We start from the raw sequence: 21420 nt of genomic DNA, 5'->3' as shown, positions 1-21420 counted from the left end.
GAACTGTAACAATCGGGAATAACTTCCCGATTGTTTCATAAAATGTAAATCGGGTTGCCTCTTTTGGGGCGGCCCCTTCTTTAAACAATTGACAATTGGCAAATTGCAATTGGCAAGGATTGCCAATATGCATGCTTCCTTTTAATCGCGAATTCCTCTTGTCTCTTGTCTACTGCCTATTGCTTATTGATTTACCATTTCACAATACTGTAATATGAGAAATTCTGCGTCAGTGATCCGGAAGGTTCATGCGGGGTTACAAACTTTTTTTGCCGGCATCCTGTTGATGCTGTTATCATTTGCCGGTTCGGCGCAAACGGTTACACCGGTTACTGTGAGCGGCTTCAACGCCGATGTAATAGCCGATGGCCCTGCGTTTGCCGGTTCGGTTACCGCCGATGTCGACAGTGGCGGTTATTATTTCCTTAACCAGAGTTTTACCGCTTTCGGAACGCCCACGAGGTACCTGCCCAGTTCCGGTTTTATAACCAGTGCGGCTTCGGCATTGGTGACCTTTCAAATGGCAGACGCTACAGGCAATAACTCGCTGCGTTTGGATACCATCAACGAAACCGGAACCCTGACCCTCGCATCGCCCCGTACTGCCGGTATTGTTTATTTGCTGGTTACATCGGGTGGCTCCAATGCCACGATAAACGCTACGCTTAATTTCTCCGACGGTTCTACCCAAACCATTACAGGGTTGAATGTGCCCGACTGGTACAATGGCGCCGGTTTTGCCATTCAGGGGATAGGCCGGGTTAACGGCACCGGTCAGGTGCTCGACAATGCCGGCGGCGCCAGCAATCCACGCATCTATCAGGTGGCGCTGGCAGTCAGCGGCGCTAACTATGCAAAGAATATTACTTCATTGACATTTACCCGTACCAGTTTCCGCGGTATCACGCATTTGATGGCGGTAAGTATGATGAATGCCTGTGTGGCCCCTGCTGCACAGCCTACAGCACTTGTCCTGAATGCTTCGTCCACCAGTCAGATAACAGGCTCATTCACCGCCGCAGCTCCTGCTTCCGATGCGTATATTGTTGTACGCTATCCGGCCGGCGCTACGCCGGTTGATCCCGTTCATGGTACTACTTATACCGCAGGAACCGCTTTAGGAACAGGTATGGTAGTGCAAACAGGAACGGCCACTACTTTTACTGCCGGCGGTTTAACCGGCGGCACAGCCTATGATTTTTATGTATATGGTTATAATAATACCAACTGTATCGGCCCGGTTTACAATACGGCTGCGCCGCTTACGGGAACTCAATCAACCAATACCTGTACCGGTCCCGCTGGTGTAATACCTGTAGGGCCAACAGGCACCTATCCTACATTGACCGCAGCACTGGCAGCATTGTCAGGTGGCGTAAGCGGCTCTGTGACGCTTGAACTGCAAAGCACCTATACCAGCAGCGGTGAAACATTTCCCATCGTAATTGCCTCCAATGCCTGTTTCAATGCGTCGCGTACGCTAACCATTCGTCCCGAAGCAGGCGCAAACGGACTGGTAATTGCCGGCTCCAATACGGGGCCAACCATTGATCTTAACGGCGCAAAGTATGTGACCATCGACGGCCGTCCCGGCGGCGTTGGCACAACGATAGCGGTTACAGCTGCCGGTAATCTCAATACCATTAATTTGAATATCACCAACACCAGTGCAACGGGCACTGCTATCAGGCTCGACAATGGTGCTTCCAACAATACAATAAAATATTGCGATCTGCAGGGGCAGAACACAAATGGCGCCAACCAGCCGAGTGCATTATCGGGCGTGGTTTATTTAGGGAACATGGGCGCCGGTGGAAACGATAACAATACATTCGATCATTGTAATATTCACTCCACCGGTACCGGCGCTGTAAAACCTTCTATCGGTATTTATTCGCTGGGGTACGACAATTCGAGCGCCATTGCCGCTTACGCACCACAGTTCAATGATTACAATGCCGTGATCGGTTGTAATATTTACGATTATTTCAACGCCGCCAACTCGGTTGGCTTGGAGTTGAACCTGGGGAATACCAGCTGGACGATCGCTGCCAACAGTTTTTTCCAGACCGAAGCTATAACTGTTACTACAGCCAATTCATTTCACCGCGCCATGTGGCTGGTGCCTTTCCGCACCTCTTCGGCGGGAGAAATAGGTAACGGGTTTATCGTTATTTCAAACTTTATTGGCGGCAGTGCGCCTGGTTGCGGTGGTACGCCTTATACGCTGGCCGGCGGAACAACCGGTTATTTTGAAGGTATACGGGTAGAAGTAGCTGATGCGGCCACACCGCAGGCGTCCACTTCCATACAGGGCAACCTTATAACGAATATCAATCTTTCAACCAGTACCGCTACCACCAGCACCGATGCCATGCATGCGATTGCCCTCGTAAACGGCAGAGGTAACGTAGAGGTGGGCAATTTCACCGGAAATACCATCGGGTCTGCTACCGGCGTAAACGGGCATGCCGATGGCGGTATAACCATCAACGCTACCGGTTCCATTGCCAGTCATATGATCTATGTAACCGGTACGTACAATGCAAACATCAGGAATAATACCATTGGCAACGTATTACTGACCGCGGTTGGTAATTACTTTTCCGGTATTTACACCAATACCGCTATAACGGCGAATTTCAGCAATAATACCATCACCAATATTACGGCATCCAATACCGGTACCACTACCGGCAGGTACATAAATGGTATTCATGTACCATCCGGTGCATCGGTGCTCACCATAGCGGGTAATACCATCAGGAACCTTACCAGCAACTATGCCACTACAGGCACTGCCGCTTCGCAGGTGATCGGTATCAATATCGCTTCTACAACAGCCAACATAAGCGGCGGTATAACCAATAATATCGTTGCCAGGCTGGCCAATGCCACACAAAGCACGGCTACGGGCACCGGAAGCGCCATAATTGGTATTCACTGCGCCAGTACGAATGCGGCAGGCAGTGTGATAACCGGCAACGTTGTCGATTCGCTGGTGTCTACGACGGCTGCAGTGGTTGCGGTGAATGTAACCGGTTTGTATGTAAGCGGTACAACCGCTGTAACCAATACGATCGCTAAAAACTTCATTCATAGTTTTGATGCGGGCGCCACGAATACCAGCGCTATATTCACGGGTATCCATATCAATAGCGGCACGGGTGTTTACAGCAACAATATGATCCGCCTGGGGGTAAAACCTGACGGTACTTCACTCACCACGGCGCTCACAATAAATGGGATCGCTGCCAATACAACAGCGGCCAATAGTTTTTACCATAACAGCGTGTATATTGGCGGCGCCGGTGTGGGTTCCAACGCGTCGAACTCATACGCGTTTACCCGCAATACTTCTTCAGGCACCTATGACATCCGCGACAATATCTTTGCCAATAACCGTTCGAACGCAACCGGCGGCGGCAAACATTACAGCATTTATTTCGCCGGCGCCAATACAGGGGCAACCGTTGATTATAACGTTTACCAGTACAGCGGTACAGGCGGTAAGTTCGCGTATGGCGGAACTGTGGAGATCAGTAATTACATCAATGGCGGCGGACCCATTGGCGGCTGGATCAGCGGCGATGTGAACAGTGTGACCGGTGATCCGAATTTCATTGACCCCAATGGCAACCTGCAGGCCGTAAATCTGCATATCAATACCAGCGGCGCTTCAGTGGCCGAGGGTACGGGTACGGCCATAGCGTCAATAACTGACGATTACGACAACGACACCCGCAGCGGGTTAACACCGGTAGATATCGGTGCCGATGCCGGTGTTTTTGTGGCAGCCGCTGCAACCTGTACAACGCCCAATGCGCCCTCTGCACTGGTGCTCACCACTATTTCTGCTACCCAGATAGATGGTGCGTTCACCGCTTCTGCCGGTGGCGCCAACGGATATTTAATTGTACGTTACCCGGCCGGCGCCACACCGGTAACTCCTGTAGATGGCATTGCCTATCCTGTAGGAAGTTTACTGGGAACCGGAACCGTAGTTGCTTCCGGCGCTTCTTTGAGTTTTGCCAATACCGGTTTGCTGGCCAGCACAACGTATGATTATTATGTATACGCGTATAATAATGCCTGTGTAAGTGCAATGAAATACAGCACCGGCATCACCGCTTCAAAAACCACCAATGGTTGTAGCGGACCAGGCGGCCTGATCACTGTTGGGCCCGGCGCTGATTATCCCACGCTGACTGCAGCCCTGGCTTCCTTAAATGGCGGTATCAGCGGTTCGGTTACGCTGGAGCTGCAAAGCAATTATGTAAGCACCGGTGAAACGTTCCCGATCACTATTGGCTCCAATGCATGTTTTAGTCCGGCCAATACCGTGCTTATCAGGCCGGCTGCCAACGCAAATGGCCTGGTGATCACTACCTCACTGCCTGTGCCAACGATCGATTTCAGCGGTGGTACCTATGTTACCATCGATGGCAGACCGGGTGGGGTTGGAGCAGGCATCACCGTTACAGCTGCCGGCAGTTTGAATACAACCAATCTGAACATCGTAAATACCAGCGCTATCGGATCGGCGATCCGTTTTGATAACCAGGCCGCCCGCAATAATGTAAAATATTGCGATCTGCAGGGGATGAACGCTATCGGCGGTACGCAACCCGCTACTATGGCCGGGGTTGTTTTCTTCGGGAACAATGGTGCAAACGGTAACGATAATAATACGATCGATCATTGTAATATTCACTCGAGCGGTACCGGTGTTTCCATTCCATCGATAGGAGTATATGCACTGGGCGCCAATAATACCGGGGCGAACAGCAACTTCAATGACAATGACACGATCTCCAATTGTAATATCTATGATTTCTTCCTGGCAAATAATAATTCAGCCGGTATAGAACTGACTCAGGGGGTGAGTGGCTGGGCGATCATCGGTAACAGTTTCTTCCAGACCGCAACGCGTACCTATACAACAGCAGGATTTAACCGCGCTATCTGGATTTCATCTAACCGCAACGCCGGCAGCACAGGCAATGGATTTACCATTACTGATAATTACATTGGCGGTTCTGAACCAGCCTGCGCCGGTACGCCATATACTTTAACCTCGTTTGCCAACTATTTCGATGGTATTCGCCTCGAGGTGGCCGATGGCTTCCCCGTAATGCCAAGTTCAATACAGGGAAATACTATAACCAATATCGCTATAACCAGTACGGTTACCACGGCAAATGATGTTTTCCATGGGGTAGCGGTTACCGGTTCAAACGGTAACGTGAACATCGGAACGGTTACCGGAAATATCGTTGGTTCGGCTACCGGAACCGGCGCCATCACTATCGCGGCCGGAAGCGGTTCTCATACCATTCCCTATTTTATCTCGAACGGGGGCGGCGCCAATTCGGTGATCAACCTGCGGCAGAACGTAGCCGGCGGTATCACACTTTCCAATGCCGGTAATAATTTCTCGGGTATCTACGATAACCAGCCGGGAACGGTGAATATCGATGGCAACCTGATAGGTAGTTTAACCACTGCCAACAGCATAAATGCAGTAAGCACAACTAACAGCATATATGTAAGAGGTATCAATATTCCTTCAGGCGCAGGTACGTTCGCCATTACGAACAATACCATTGCCAACCTCACCAATAATTCTACTTCAACGCTCAATGGTTGTCAAACAGCCGGTATCAATATCGGATCGGCGGCATCTATTGTTTCAACCGTTTCGGGTAATACCGTGCGCAATCTGTATAGCGCTTCCGGTTATGCGTTTGGCAGCGGCAGTTCGGCAGTGCTGGGTATTTATATGGGGTCTACTACCGCCAACCCGGTAACGGTGTCGGGCAATACCGTTCACAGCCTGGTTTCAGGTGCGGCCACTGCCGGGGTATATATTGAAGGTATCTTTTTCTGGGGTAATAATTCAGATGCCATTACCAATACCATTTCAAAAAATACGGTGCACAGCTTTGATGTTACTACAGCCAATACCAATGCCAACATGCGGGGTATAGAACTTAACCAGGGTAAAGCTGACATTTATAATAATATGGTGCGCCTGGGGATACGCCCCGACGGTACTTCATTTACCAATGCAATACGCATCGATGGTATCATGAAAGGCTCCGGGCTTAACAGCAATATTCTTTACAATAGTGTTTACATTGGCGGAACCGGTGTGGGAACCACGGCAAGGAACACTTCTGCCATTCGTAAAGAAACCGTGACAGGAAGCGATAATGTACGGAATAACATCTTTATCAATGACCGGTCGAACGCTACAACGGGTGGTGTGCACAATGCCATTTGGGTAAATGGTTTGGCCGGCTTCTCCTTCGAACATAATATTTATGGCTATGGCGGAACCGGGGGTAATTTCGTTTCCACCAATACAGCAGGTATCGTGTTTGCTACCGCTTACACCAGCGGCTGGAATATCGGGGGTGATACCACCAGCCAGGCAGCCGACCCATTGTTCGTAGATGCAACCGGCCCTTCCGCTACGGTAGATCTGCATATCACCACTTCGGTTTTCTCACCGGCGAATGGCGCCGGAGACCCGGTTATACTGGTAACAGATGATATCGAGGGCGAAATAAGGGACCCGCTGACGCCTGATGTGGGCGCCGATGAGTTCACGCAATCGAATGGCATCGATATGCAGGCGGTTTCATTGGAGTCTCCTATAACCGGCAAAGGATGTTATGGAAAAGAAGCCGTGACGATCAAAGTGAGAAATAACAGTTCTGTGGCCATCGACTTTGCCGCCAACCCGGTTACCCTTACCGTAAACGTTACTGGCGCAACTACCGCAACTGTCAATACCACCATAAATACAGGTACGCTGGCAGGAGGCGCTACGATGGATGTTGAACTGAACGGTACTACCGACTCGGTGAATATGAGCGCCGCAGGTACTTATATTTTCGACGCTAAAACAACCGTAACCGGCGATGTGAAAGTCTCGAACGACGCTATGTCAACAGTTACCCGTACCCGTGTTGCACTGGTGTTGGGCGCCATCAGCGCATCACAAACCAGCTATTGCTTTAACGGGGCGCCTGTACTGACCATGACCGGTGGCAATGGGTTCTCTGATATTCAATGGCAGCAAAGTACCGACTCCGCTACGTATTCGAATATCGCCAACGCGACCACAACGCCATTTACGACACCTGCAGCAACGCAAACTTTGTATTATCGCCTTGCGGCTGCCTGTGTAGCCGATACTTTGTACACACCGGCCGTTAAAGTGATCATAAACAGTCCGGCCGTCACCGGCACAACACCAGGCGCCCGTTGTAACCCGGGTATGGTAAATCTGCAGGCAACAGGTTCGGCAGGTTCAACGCTGTACTGGTATGCCGATGCAACTTCAACTACTCCCGTAGGAGTTGGTTCATCCTTTACCACGCCTGTGATCACAGATACCACCACGTATTATGTAATGGCTGCCGCGGGTACCTGTTCAACTGCGCGTACGCCGGTTGAGGCCAGGGTAAATGACAGAATTGCCATTGTTACCCAGCCGCAAAACCAGGGTGTATGTATGGGCAGCCCGGTTGCATTCAGCATTGGTGCAACCGGTTCGGGGCTTACTTATCAATGGAGAAAAAATGGCGTGAACATCACCAACGCTACCAACGATACTTATTCTATTTCAAATGCTGTAGTAACAGATGCCGGCCAGTACGATGTGGTGATCACCAATCCCTGCGGTATTGTAGTATCCGGTGTGGCTACTTTATCTGTTCAATCATCCAATAGCTGGGTGGGGCAGGTGAGCAGTGACTGGAACACGGCAGCCAACTGGTGTGGTGGTGTACCGGTATCAACCACAAATGTGACCATCAATGCCGGAACGCCATTTAGTCCGGTGATCAGCGCTGCAGCCAGTGCCAATAACGTTACTATCGGCGCCGGAGCTACGTTGAATATAGATCCAAACGGCACATTGAACCTGTATGGCAATTTTGCAAACAACGGTACATTCATTGCCAATGCAGGTACCATAGCCTTCCGGGGCGCAACCAGCCAGCAGGTAGCAGCCATGACGGTAGGTGAGGTGATCATGGACGGTGCGGGCGGCGTTACACTGGATGGTAACATGTATGCAGGTAATATGCTTACTTTAACAAACGGTAATATTACACTTGGCGCTTACGATCTCTCGTTGCGAAAAGTTACCGGTGGAAGTTTGGGCAGCCATATCATTACAAATGGAAACGGCTCTGCCATTGCTGTGTATGTTGACAATACGGTTACTGTTCCGGTGGCACATGCAGCCGGCAACTATAACCCGGTTATCATTGGCAACGGCCAGGGAATGACCTATGTAGTAAGGGTAAAAGCCGGGCTGATCGCCAGCGTGATCGATGACAACAAAGCCATCAACCGTACCTGGAACGTAACGACAACCGTTATTCCCGCAGCGCCTGTGGATATTACGCTGCAATATGCAGATGCCGATGCAAATCCTGCATGTGTGCCAACAGCTGTTATGGATGCAGGCGTTTACAATGGAGCCACCTGGGCGCTGATATCACCACAAGGCGGTGTAACACCTGCCGGTACACCGGCTGCCAGACTGGTAACTTTATCAACAACCGGGTTGGGCAATATCGTACTAACCAACCAGGGTATGCTGAAAGCAGCCGTAGTTGAGTTCAATGTGAAACTGATGCCGACACTGGTTACCGGAAGCAGCGCCAAACTGCGGATAAGCACGCCGCGAACAATGAAAATAAGCTGGACCGTGTTGGATGCAGTCGGTAAAAAGGTTAAACAGTTCACCACTTCTTTAATATCGGGTGTGAATGATATCGATGTTTCGCTGGCCGGAATGGCAAATGGCGTGTATACGTTGCATGGAATAGGAGATGACGGGAAAAAACAAACCATCCGGTTTATGGTGCGGCACTAAACGCAGTATGCCAAACGCCTGACGCCAAACGCGGAATGCCTGATGCGTAACCAGATAACATGGTTTTTGCGTCAGGCGTTCCGCGTTAAGCAACTATTCAATCGTTTTCAACCAGTTCGCGATCTTCTGTAACACAACAGGTGAAATGGTTTCGGTAAACCGTACCGAGGTGAATAAAACGGTTGCCATGATCTTGAAATTATAATTCCGTTCATTCTGCCGTTCCTCACGGTCACGTTTGTCGCAGTCATCTGCATTCTTAATTAAAGTGCTGATATGATCGGGAGTGTTTTTTTTGATCAACGGGTTTTGTGGAGAAAATACACCAGCAACTTTGGTAATAATTGGCGATTAATGCCGATAAGAATTGATTTAAAGATCGCATGCTGAACAGGGTTGGGAATACTAATTTGCGATTTTATATCAGTTTAAAAAATATTTCTAAAAGTATAAAACCCATCTGATTGAGTTCACAATCAGATGGGTGTATTTATTGTTGATTAATATAATCAGGCAACGCTCATAACAGCCGGATAATCGATCTTTCCATTGGGCGTAAGCGGCATACAGGGTATGTATTTTACCTGTACAGATGCCGGATGGATCTGCAGCTTTTCTTTCAATACCAGTTTGATCACGCTTTCTTCCAACTGATCGTTTACGTGAGATACCCGCAGGTATTTGTCATTGATGCCGGTGCATACAACTGTTTGTCCGCCCAGCGCGTTCTTCAGGATCAGTTCTACTTCATCGAGGTTCAGGCGGGTGCCAAACAATTTTATAATGCGTTTGATTCTTCCGGTTATATAATAATAACCGTCGTCATCTACCCGCGCTACATCACCGGTGTAAAGTTTGTTGGTTTCATGCCAGGTGCCGAGATCGCCGGGGCCATTGGCATAACCGCCAAACACATTGGGACCATAATAAATAAGCTCGCTGGTTTCATCGTCGATCTCGAACCGGCCGTTTTTAATGGGCCTGCCAATAGAAGCTGCTTTCTCCAAAAGATCCTGTTGCGGAAGATATGCCATACGGCCCGCGGCTTCTGTTTGTCCGTATTGCGCAAAAAATTGTTTACCGTAAGTGGAAATATACCGGGCGATCTCGGTGCGTAATGCCTGGTTGAGGATGCCGCCGGTTTGGGTCATGTAGCGCAAAGAGGGATGATCCTTTTTAAAGAACCCGATGCGGTGCAACATTTCATACACGTATGGTACACCGCCGATGGTGCTGCAATTGTATTTCGAAAAGTCGGTCCAGAAGGCAGGTTGCAGTATGTCGTTATTGGTGCATACAATACTGCCTGCCGCCATACAATTGGTGGTGAAGATCGACAGGCCGTATACAAAAATAATGGGCACATTCAACGGCACTACATCATCTTTTTTGACAGGCATATAGTCGAGAATGGAATAGGCATTATGCACTAAGTTCCCGTCCGATAACTTGACAAACTTCGGTGAGCCTGTAGTTCCTGAGGTGCTCAACAGCATTTTTATGTTGGAGTGAATAGAGTAAGCCGGCGTTTCCTTTCTTTTTAATAAACGAATGGAAGCCGAAACCTGGGTACTTTTATATCCTTCAATGGTTTTACGCCCCGGGTCGTAAATGTAATAGGGCGTGTACAGTTCTTCCAGGTTTTGTTTGAAAGAAGGATGCAACTGCGCGCCGAGCAGCACAACGGTGAATTTGCTGTTCAGGAAATTCAGCAGCACTTCAATGGAACCGATCAGGTTATCGTTGTAAATAAACACCAGTCCCTGCGTATTGTCGATTTGCAGGGATTGGTGCATTGTTTTTACAGAAACGGCATGACCCGTTTGCGCATCTATAAAGAAAAGATCCTGATTCTTATTAATAAGATCGTATAATGACATGGTGAATGGTATTGGTAAATGATTATTGCCTTTCATTATCACATTATCACATTGTACTTTTTCAGCAGTTCCTTCACTTTGGCCACACTGCCCATGGTCAGTACATCTTCCATTTCGATGGTGATGCCGTAAGCAGTTTCCAGTTCGGTAACCAGTACCAGGTGCGATACGGAATCCCATTCAGGGATGCCCTGGTATTCCAGTTCGTCGGTAATGTCGGTTGGGGCAATGCCAAATGCTTTGGCTATCACTTCCTGTAAATTTTGTTGTGTGTGCATTGTTATTGTTATTGGTTTGTTGTTAATTGTATTTCTTCCCTTTAATCGAATTTTATAGTTGCCGGTTTTCCGGTTGCCAGGTCTTGAATTCCGGTCGTTTTAAAAGTAAACGGGAACTCAGCATTTTTTACCCGGTAACTGGTACCCGGTAACCTTCATACTTTGATCGTTTTCCATTTTCCTTTTTTGAAAACGGTAATGCAGGCTATGGCCAGTACCAGTTCTGAAACAAGAATGGCAATGAAAATACCTTTTGGTCCCCAGTTAAACACAACGCCCAGCAGCCAGGCCAATGGCAGTTGCGTAATGTAAAACATCAGGATATACAGTAGTGAAACCTGTTTTATATCGCCGGCTGCATTCAGCGATCTTGAGATCACCATGGTATAACCGAGCAGTATGTATGCCATTGAAATAAACTGAATGTACATGATGCTGTAGCTGATCACTTCGGGTACATCGGAAAAAAGGCTTACGACCGGTTTTGCGGCAAAGAACCAGAACCCGGCTACCAGTATCAGAAAACACATGTTTACAGTACCTGCTTTCCAAACGGTTTGCACGGCACGTTCAGGTTGTTTTGCCCCGAGGTTTTGTCCGGTCAATACCCCGGCTGCATTGCCAATGCCCCAGGCAGGCATGGTTGCTACCGAGGCAACCCGCTGTGCAATAATATACCCCGCCAGCGCATTGGGGCCAAAGTGCGAAACGATCTTTATCATAAACATCCAGCTGGAGGCGGGGATCATATATTGTAAGGTGCCGCCGGCTGCCTGTTTTACAATTTTGCCAATGATAGCCGGAACAAAAAGTAACTGCGCTTTGCCAATGGTAATAATGGTTTTGCCGCGCAACAGGTACCACGATTGATACACTACGCCTGCTATGCGGGCGCCAGCTGTTGCCAGTGCTGCACCGGTTAAACCCATCGCAGGCACGGGGCCCCAGCCAAAAATGAGAATGGGGCATAGCACAATATTGATACCGTTCGATAACCAGAGTGTTCGCATAGCGAGGGCTGCATCACCCGATCCCCTGAAGATACCGTTGATCGCAATACGCAGCAGCAGGAATAACGTGCTGCCAAACATGAGCCGGCAAAACAGGGCGCCTTCATTAATAAGGGCGGATGATAAACCCATCCATTGCAAAATTTCGCGATAGAATACGCTGGTGATAGTACTGATGAGCAATGAAACGGCCAAACCGGTATAGATCACCTGCATGGCGGTAAGCCCTGCTGTTTTGGGTTTTTTCTCCCCAACCCTTCGCGAAATGATGGAAGAAGCGGAAACGCTTAACCCGATGGCAACCGAATATGAAAACGTGACGATCGATTCGGTGGTGCCGGCAATCGAGATGGCGCTGGCGCCCAACCTGCTTACAAAAAACAGGTTGGCGCATACGAATAATGATTCCATCACCAGTTCCAGCACCATTGGCACGGCCAGTAATACAATGGCGCGGTTAATGCTTCCTGTAGTGAACTTTTTCTCCTTGCCCGCAACGGCCAGTTTCAGCAGCTCGAACAGGTAAGTACTGTACGAGAGCGCCGCTTTTATTTTTTGTTTGTATAATTTCATAAAGCTGCCTGTGCGTTTATTGATTCGCTTAGCGCCTGTTGCCTGATAGGCGCCAGCGGATTTTGTAAGGTGCCGCCTTTGCGCGGAATGGCAAAGCTGGTCTTTTCTTCATACGCATTCCCCAGCAGCCGTACGCTATTGATGTAAAAGCGTTTGAATTCGGGCGTGAACAGGTTGTATTTGTCGAACTTATGCCTCAATGCCGGGTGGGCCAACTGGTAGTCGACAATAACATCATACACCTGTTGCCAGAAACTGCTTTCATCATATTTGTCGTACGTGTGCAGTACATTGCTCAGGTACCTGAAAAATGCGTCAAAAACGCCCAGCAGGATAAACAGCGGAATATTCTCCCTGTTGGAAGACGCGATCATGCCCTCTGCAAGGTCTATGGGCAGTTTTTCTTTGGCTTCTTCAGTGAGCACAATGTCATCAACGAAATCTTTGATGATAATACGCACCGGTACATCGTTCTTTAAAACAAGAATGATGTTCTCGCCGTGCGGTGTTACGCAAAGGGAATGCTGGTAATAGATCTGCAGCAACGGTTTCAGGTAAACGTTCAGGTAGGCCTGTAACCAGACTTTTACGGTAAGGCCTGATCGTTTTGCCAGTTCGCCCACCAGGGAGTTGCCTTCATTATCTACATATAACAGGGAGGCCATAGTAATAATGCGTTCGCCCGGTTGAAGATATTTTCCGGCACTTTCCCGCCACAGTACCCCAAGGAATTCCCTGTATTGATATGGCGGATCAACAATGGAGTGGTAATATGGATGTATATAACTTACGGTTGCCACTTCGCCCAATAATACCAGGCCAAGGCTTTGCAGGTAAACATCCTGTTGCAGTATATTCATCACCCACGTTGTTACGCGCGGCGCTATTGCCATTTGTTTGGGTGAAAGCCCCCGGATATTACCCGTGCTTAAAATGGAAATGGCTGTTTTTACATAATGTCTGTTGGGGTTACTGGTATTGTAAAAGGTACGGATACTTTGCTGGGGTGAATACATATCGTCCCCGGCGCCCATCGGGATCAGTAGGTTGTTGGCAATGTCGCCGGCGTATTGCACCAGCAGCTTATTGTTCCATTGCCAGGGATGTACCGGTATGAAGGTATAATCGGCCGCATTCACGCCACGATCTGTAAGTTTTTTTTCAAACGCTTCGATCATTACTGTACCTAGTTCCTGCTTAAAGAATGCTGATTCTTCAATATGGTCGAGGCTGCGGAAGGCGGCGCGGCTTTTATGCGCGGCGATCCATTGCAACTGTACCGGCTGACCGGCTTCGGGTGCATAATGGCTGTAATCTTCATGATCGAAACCCAACCGGCTTTTATTTACGATCACCCAGGGATGGCCATCCATCTGGCGTTCTACCGTTTGGTAGTCTGCAGCCGCCAGTTCGCAGGCTTTTAACCGGGTGCGCGTATGTATAAAAGCGTCTGCATACAATGTGTGCAATAACTCTTCTACATAATGCGCCAGCGTAAATGAACTTATCCCGAATGTGGTTTGCAGGTCTACAAAAAACAGCGGCGCATCTGCTGCAGTTTCCGTATTGCCATTGTTGTGCCGCAGGATGCTGTTGGCTTCTATATGCCAGTAATCGAGCTGGCGTTTATAACCGGCAAAGGTGTAATAAATATTCAACTGGCCGGTAGATAACAGGAAATGCGTTCTGCCGTCATCATCTTCCGAAACAATGTCGGGTTGCGCCACCTGTTCATGCATTAATTCAGCAATGCTTTTTGCCAGCAACCGGTTGTTCACTTTTTGCCATATGGTTTTATCAAGCGGCCGGGTGCCTGCTGGTAATTGTGCATTCATTTTTTATGGTTTGCTGGTTGGTTTAAATGATGTTGCTGTATACCGGCGCCAGTTGTTCTGTTTTTTCGGCGCCAAAGGTTTGAAACGCGATCCGTTTTTCGATCTGGTATACTTCGCGGCCGCTTACCTTATTAATGATGTGTGCGTTGCGGTACGCGCCCATACCGAGGTCGGGCGTTACAAAGCCATGGGTGTGCAGTTCTGCGTTCTGTACAAAGATCTCGTCGCCGTTCACATCGATGGTGTAATCGCGTTGTACCCTGAACAATCCATCGGGCTGGCGGTTGATGCGGTTGGCAATTCCCGCTAAGAATGCCGGCTCCCTGTATTTGTAACCGGTTGCCAGTACAACAAAACCGGCCTTACACCTATACGGCTCCTGCTGTTCGGTTTCGGTGAACAACAGCTCATTTGTTCCGCCTTCTTCTGCCGGTGTAATATTTTCCAGCCGCATGTTCGATCTTATGTTCACCGGCAGCGGTACATTGTCGACACTCATTTCATACAACTGATCAAAGATGTCGTTGATCAGGTCGTAGTTGATGCCTTTGTACAAGGCGTTTTGTTTCATGAGCAATTTCTTTCTCTTTTCTTCCGGCAGGTTGTAGAAATAGTCAACATACTCAGGAGAGGTGAGCTCGAGCGTGAGTTTTGAATATTCCATGGGGTAGAAACGGGGCGAACGGGTAAACCAGTTTACCTGCATGCCCTGTTGGGTAAATGGCAGCAGGTCCTGGAATATTTCAGCCGCACTTTGGCCGGAACCGATGACCGCCACGGAACTGCTTTCAAGCAGTTTCTTTTTGTGCGTCAGGTATTGTGAAGTATGGATCACATTCGGCGTTTGACTGCGGTCGATGAAGGCCGGCATATAAGGTTGCGTACCGGTGCCAAGCGCAAGCCGTTCTGCATAATAAATTTCGGGTTTGCTGTTTTTCGCCCTGCGAACGGTTACTGCATACAAATTGTTATCGTATTCAATGCCGGTAACTTCATGGCCAAAGCGCACATTGGTCAGTTGGGTGGCCACCCACTGGCAATAGCAGTTATATTCTTTCCGCAGTACATTGAAATTCTCCCTGATGTAAAACGGGTAGATCCGTTCCGTTAGTTTACAAAAATTAAGGAAGGTGTATTTGTTGGTAGGGTCGGCCAGGGTAACCAGGTCGGCCATAAAGGGCACCTGCAGCGTGGCATTGGGCAACATGAGCCCCGGGTGCCAGTCGAACGATTCCGATTGATCGAAGAACAGGGTGCTCATATCTGTCAGCGGTTCTGTCAATGCCGCAAGCCCGAGGTTGAACGGACCGATACCGATACCAATTAGCGAATATGTTTTCATTTAATTATCCTTTTCTTTTACAAGTATGTTTTTTCTTTTAAATAACTGCTAAACCCTGAAGGCTGAACGCTAAATGCAAAGCTTTTTAGCTGTCTTTCATTCCGAACCTTCGCGAAGGTGCAGAAAAGAAGAAAGGAGCGCCGGTATAGACTGTAGCGTTATGCCTTCGGCTTTTAGCGTTATCACGAGGAACACCGGTTCGGAAGGCAGTCTTCAGCATTAAGCCTTAAGCGTTCAGCCTGTATTGGGGAAATTTGGCCCAGAACCATTCGCGGTAGCAAAAGTTCAGGTTGGCTTTTTTGTGTGGCATTTCAATGATCTTTTCTACCTTGAAACCCACATGGAGTTTATTCATAAGCGATGCCATCGAATCGACCGAACCTTCGCCCACCATTTTACCTACCTGCGGTTGTGCAAATACATAATCCACTATACACTGGGTGAAAGGCGATACGTATTTCTTTTTGGGATCAACCGGGGCAATGTACTGGTGTGTGCCATAATCGGTGGGCAATACATCGTAGTATTCACCCACCAGATCACGAACCGCCCAGTATACTTCGAAATAACAGGTGGGCTCGCCATTGGCTTCACCGATATAGGCATACAACATATCACCGGCAAGTAATGTGCGGTAATAGGTTTCGAGTTTGCCAATGGGCCAGTTCATTTGCCAGATCTTAATAGCATGCTCCCGATGGAACCACTCGTGCAACATTTCAAGATCACGTTCCAGGTCGATCGGGCGCAGGCTGATCGTTACATTTTCTTTTTCGAAATGGCGGTTATAGAAAATTTCCTTTGAAGCCGGATCGATGAGGGTATTGCTAAAGAAATATTTGTGCAATGGATTGTAAAAAGTCCGGTACACCGCAGGGTTGGTGCGCGGCGCACTGGCTTCATCCATGTTATTGATACTGGTAAGCAAATTGCCTTTGGTGTTCAGTTTATGGCTTGTCATAAAATGGTTTACCAAACCTGTGGTATCTGTATCCTTCAACGATGCCAGTGCTTCATACACCATTCGCAACAGCGTCACTTCATCGGCCAACTGGTATTTACCCATTGCGCCTACCAGGCCGAATAAATTATTTGAAATGAGATAGTGGTCCCAATACCGGTACATACGTTCTTCGGGAATAAATGAACGGCTGTTACTGCCGAAACCGGGAATGGCCTTTAGCAATTCATCTACTTTCCCTTCACGGAAAAAGAAACCCTGGTTATCGCGGAAATATATTTTTGCGGGGAACAGGTGGTTATCCATTTCAAGCAACAAATTCTGCTGATGGTATTCGCTGCCCAATCCAAATTCATTGAATATTCCGATCAGCGGTTTTACACAAACCTGCAGGTATTGCGCAAACCAGTTGAGCGCAGTTTCGGTCACCGGCCTGTTCCGGTATTTTGCCGCCTCATGTATGATATTTACAATGCGGGGAGTTTGCCCGGCAATACTGTCCTGGCACAGGGCAGCTATCAACGATACATTTTTTTGTGCATTGTTTCCCTTAAATACATTCTTACGAATGCTGGTAGTGAACCCGTCTATCACTTCACCGTTCCAGTTTACCATAATATAAGCAGGATCGGTAATGAACTCCACACCGGGAAACCGTTGCTGCAATGCTTTGCCCCAGCCGGTTTGCATCAGTTGCGCTGCTTCGTTACCGCGATATAGTTCATGCGGATAGTTCACCCGGTATGAATTGGTGATCTTTACGTGAAGAGAGAGTTTGTACATCCAGTCGCTTTCTTCATTGTACACGGTGCGAACAGAGGAGGTGGCGGCGTATAGCACGCCGGTTTCTCCAAGGCTATGCAATAAACCCTTCGCCATCATTTCCTGTACCGCGGTTTGCTGTAGCAGGTATTGTGCTTCCCAGGGATGTGCCGGCACTACTTTATAATCATAGTATTCCCTGAGCATCGATCTTATGGCAGGGCTGGCATCGCCTGCCAGCAATTCCTGTTTCAGTTTGTCGCAGGGAAGGATGGCTTCCGTGTTTTTCTCCGTTACATACTCAGGATGGATCAAAAAGTAATGTAATGGAAACCGGGCCTGCGTTTCTGGGGAGTAACGCAACAGGTCATCGGTATTGAAACCTTCTCTTGTTTTGGTTAGCGGGTGTAAGCTATGGCCCAGTAGCAGGGATTGCTCTGCTTCAATGAATGTTTGTTGCGGGTTGAAAATACCAGGCTTGTTTGTTTCGAACCTGTCGAGGAAAACGCCAAGGTTATGTATGCTGTTCTGCATCAGGTAAGCCGTACGGCCGGCTTCCGCATCGGGATAAATGCTTGTTGCATATCGGGTCACCAGCCCGAGGAAACGGGTGGCATCGATGGCGGTGATACAATTGGCCGACAGGTCTCTTTCCGCCACCGGGAAATAAAAACCATGCATGCCGGTTTCAGAATAATACTGCAATGGGATATATACTTCAGCACCTATGGTAGAAAGATCGATGCGAATATGCCTGGCGTACCCGGTATGTTGAAACCAGTCGGCCAGCACCTCATCATATTTCGGAATGCCCTCATACCGGCTCCAGTTACCGAACTCGCGGCAGTAACTGTTGATCAGCGCCGTGTAATTTATGTGCTCAGCTGTTTGCCGTTGCGTGGCTGCGTTGCTCAAAATCTTTTCCATGCTTCTTTATGATTGTTAGAATGTGTTGAATGTGTTGAATGGTCGTAAGGGGGTTCAGGATGGTGAACTTCAGGTAGAACTGTCCGTTCACCCTGGTACTGGCTACCAGTACTTCGCCATTGAAGAACATGGTTTGTTTAATGTGCAGGTTCATGGCGCAAATGTCGATGCCGCCTGTGTGCTGTGGTATATACCGGAATACCAGCACGCCGAGGTCTGAATGGCTCAACAGTTCGAAATGATGCGAGTTGTCGATTAGACAGGCGGCCTGTTCGGTTGTTTCGATGATCGTATCGGTATATCGGCCCAGCTTTTGTTTGCCCATTAAACGCAGCGTGAACCATAGTTTCAATGCATCGAAACGGCGCGTACTTTGGGTAATAGATTTGTTGATCTGCGCCGGCAGCTCATCATAATCCTGTTCTTTGGGGTTCAGGTAATCGGCGTGATGTTTAATGATATTGAGGTGCAGTTTATTCCTGACGAGAAAGGCGCTGCTGCTGATCGGTTGAAAGAATGATTTGTGATAATCGACCGTTACCGAATCGGCCAGTTCGATACCATTTATCAAATGCCGGTACTTATCTGACAGTAGTAACCCGCAACCGTAGGCGGCATCTACATGCATCCACATGTTGTGCTGCCTGGCAATGCGGGAGATATCTTCCAGCGGATCGATATTCCCGAAATCGGTAGTGCCGGCAGTAGCTACGATGGCAATGGGAATATTGCCTTTTTCTATTTCCTCCTGAACCGCTTTCTCCAGTTGCGCTGCATCGAGGCGGAAGCGCTCATCGGTTCCAACCTTTATGATGGCCTGTTCGCCCAGCCCCATCAGCGAAGCATTTTTCTGATTGCTGAAATGCGCTTTTTCCGACACAAAAATTCTGAACTTATGTGCATTGGCGGGATGTCCCTGTAACTTGATATTGTGGTTTAGGTATGCGAGCGCATAGTAATCACGGGCCAGCAGTAACCCCATCAAATTGCTTTGTGAGCCGCCCCCTGTAAATACGCCATCGCATTGGGTATTATAGCCTATCTGTTTGCCGGTCCAGTCGATAAGCCGGCGTTCGATAAATGTGCCGCCCGCGCTTTGATCGTAGGTGTCCTGCGATGAATTGATGGCGCTGATGATCACTTCGGCGGCCAGGGCGGGAATTACTACCGGGCAGTTTAGATGCGCTATATACTGCGGCAAATGAAAAGCGGTTGCATGTTTTATGTACAACGCATTTACCTCGTCATACAGGCTTTTATAATCGGGCAAAGGGGTATCGAGACTGATATTCTCAAATTCAGCCAGGAGTGTGGCCGGTTTTATACCACTGAAGGGTTTTTTTGTGTGCTTTAAAAATCCGGAGATCTGTTCGGCCGCAGCCCTGATGGCAAGGCGATATCCGGTTTCCGTTCCTTCATGAAAGATGTCGTTGTACAGGGTATCGTCCGTTTCATTTTCGGGTAACTCCGTTGCGTATATGGAGATCAAGGTTTGTTTTTCCATTGGTGTACCTGGTTATTGTTGTGAAGGATCTTTTTGAAAAAGCTTCCCATAATGTTCTTCCATGATGAAGTAGGGATCGTCGGTGTGCGTTACCGAGCTGATATTGATAAGGCTTGTTTTGCTCATCATTCGCAGCATAAGCCTGCGCTCGCATTTTACCATTTGCCCGTTCTCGTTGCGGTAACCGGCTATGAAAGAATTTCTTCCATGGGCGCACAGGTGATTGTTTACGAAAATGAGGTCGCCCGATTCGGGTATGAATTCGTTGTAAATGAGCTGGCGGGCTTCTTCCCAAAAGCGAACGAGGTTGCTCATGGCTTCGGTACTCTGACCGGCTTTTTCATTATAGATCTGTTCGGCTGCATCGAAGCGAATGAATGGCCTTTTGCGATTGCCATATAATATAGATGTGGTTACGTCATCGCCGGCGTTCTCCTCTTTGTCGTAATTGGCGTCTTTCGGGCATTTGTAAATGGGTTTGAACAATGCTTCCATTACTTCATTCGTGTCGCCATGCGAGCGAATGGAATACAGTGTGGAGGGAACCTGTTCTTCATTACGCAGGAAAAGGAAGCTCAGGTAATCGGCCTGGTTAAATAGAAATGCATCCTCAGTATGAACAAACAGATCGGTGCGGGAGCCGGAACCCGTTTGGGTAAAGCTCATTTTTTCGTCGGGAATTACGGCATGTAACAAACCGCCGCCTTTCCGTTGGGCATAATACTGAACCGGCTTCGAGGGAATAGCGCCATGCAGCAGGGAGCAGATGAACCCGTATTTGATCAGCTTGCTGTAATCGGTCTCTTTCCATGAGGGCGGGGTAGCACCGAGTGCATCCTGATCGACATCGGTAAGGCCTCTGAATACAAGTGCGCCGTATTGATTTCCCGAGAAATCGGCGCCAAAACGGCTTAGGATACCTGCAATACGTTCAGGTAATAACTGGAACGCATTCAGGTGCAGTGATGAAATATAATCGGGGTGTTCATAATGGCCAAATGCTTTGATAAGGATATTGGCCACATTCGATAACGCTGTTCGTTCCTTAGGTGTAGCGTCAATGATCATTGGTTTCATGGGCGGTGGCAGTACGCCGGGGCCGTTGATAGCCTGCCCCGGTTTGTCGGGGGCAACCTGGCGGGCAGATGCGGTAATGGCTTCCATGGTTTTAAATTTCTGTTTAATGATTAATTGATACTTTTTGTTATTAATAGTCTTTTTTGTTTTGATGATTTTGAGTCTCTTAATTATTCTTACTTTCTTCTTTCTCCTATATTCAATACAGTTCAATCCGCTGCGTATGTCGCATTGGGTATAGGCATGGGTATCCCCATACGCTACTACAGGCGTTTTTTCAATTTGCTTTCCGTTTGGGCAATACAATTCCTCTACGCCGGTTCGGCATGTTTTCATCCTGTGCAACGGTTTGAAATTGCACAGGTATGACTG

General features: G+C 48.4%; 10 protein-coding genes. 1 reads left to right on the top strand and 9 read right to left on the bottom strand.

The genetic code is table 11. The features are described from left to right. The first annotated feature begins 214 nt into the window (after positions 1 to 214). Entirely contained in the window at positions 215 to 8899 is an 8685-nt protein-coding gene (locus A4R26_RS23115) for a beta strand repeat-containing protein (protein WP_081168895.1), read from the top strand. A gap of 93 nt (positions 8900 to 8992) precedes the next feature. Here the strand turns inward: A4R26_RS23115 and A4R26_RS23110 are convergent, their stop codons facing one another. The 9 genes from A4R26_RS23110 to A4R26_RS23070 form a co-directional block, all read right to left on the bottom strand. Further along, positions 8993 to 9202 (bottom strand): hypothetical protein, encoded by a 210-nt coding sequence (locus A4R26_RS23110; RefSeq protein WP_081168894.1) that lies wholly within the window; start codon positions 9200 to 9202, stop codon positions 8993 to 8995. A gap of 206 nt (positions 9203 to 9408) precedes the next feature. Continuing rightward, positions 9409 to 10779 (bottom strand): AMP-binding protein, encoded by a 1371-nt coding sequence (locus A4R26_RS23105; RefSeq protein WP_081168913.1) that lies wholly within the window; start codon positions 10777 to 10779, stop codon positions 9409 to 9411. Positions 10780 to 10817: 38 nt separating this feature from the next. Continuing rightward, positions 10818 to 11057, bottom strand: a complete 240-nt coding sequence (locus A4R26_RS23100) for an acyl carrier protein (protein WP_081168893.1) — start codon at positions 11055 to 11057, stop codon at positions 10818 to 10820. 155 nt (positions 11058 to 11212) lie between these two features. After that, positions 11213 to 12640: an MATE family efflux transporter gene (locus A4R26_RS23095; RefSeq protein ID WP_081168892.1), complete on the bottom strand. Its 1428-nt coding sequence runs from the start codon at positions 12638 to 12640 to the stop codon at positions 11213 to 11215. After that, positions 12637 to 14475, bottom strand: a complete 1839-nt coding sequence (locus tag A4R26_RS23090; protein ID WP_081168891.1) for an IucA/IucC family protein — start codon at positions 14473 to 14475, stop codon at positions 12637 to 12639. The genes A4R26_RS23095 and A4R26_RS23090 overlap by 4 nt, the downstream gene beginning before the upstream one ends. A gap of 22 nt (positions 14476 to 14497) precedes the next feature. Continuing rightward, the gene (locus A4R26_RS23085) at positions 14498 to 15817 is read right to left on the bottom strand and encodes a lysine N(6)-hydroxylase/L-ornithine N(5)-oxygenase family protein (RefSeq protein ID WP_081168890.1); all 1320 of its coding nucleotides are present in this window, start codon (positions 15815 to 15817) and stop codon (positions 14498 to 14500) included. 226 nt (positions 15818 to 16043) lie between these two features. Further along, entirely contained in the window at positions 16044 to 18467 is a 2424-nt protein-coding gene (locus tag A4R26_RS23080) for a GNAT family N-acetyltransferase (RefSeq protein WP_081168889.1), read from the bottom strand. After that, on the bottom strand, positions 18421 to 19971 hold the full coding sequence (locus tag A4R26_RS23075) for a pyridoxal phosphate-dependent decarboxylase family protein (RefSeq protein ID WP_081168888.1): 1551 nt from the start codon (positions 19969 to 19971) through the stop codon (positions 18421 to 18423). The genes A4R26_RS23080 and A4R26_RS23075 overlap by 47 nt, the downstream gene beginning before the upstream one ends. 12 nt (positions 19972 to 19983) lie before the next feature. Further along, positions 19984 to 21384, bottom strand: a complete 1401-nt coding sequence (locus A4R26_RS23070) for a Fe(II)-2OG oxygenase family protein (protein WP_242674994.1) — start codon at positions 21382 to 21384, stop codon at positions 19984 to 19986. Between the last annotated feature and the right edge of the window lie 36 nt (positions 21385 to 21420).

Source organism: Niastella populi (assembly GCF_002078015.1).
GTDB lineage: Bacteria > Bacteroidota > Bacteroidia > Chitinophagales > Chitinophagaceae > Niastella > Niastella populi.
This window is presented reverse-complemented; position numbering and strand designations above follow the sequence as displayed.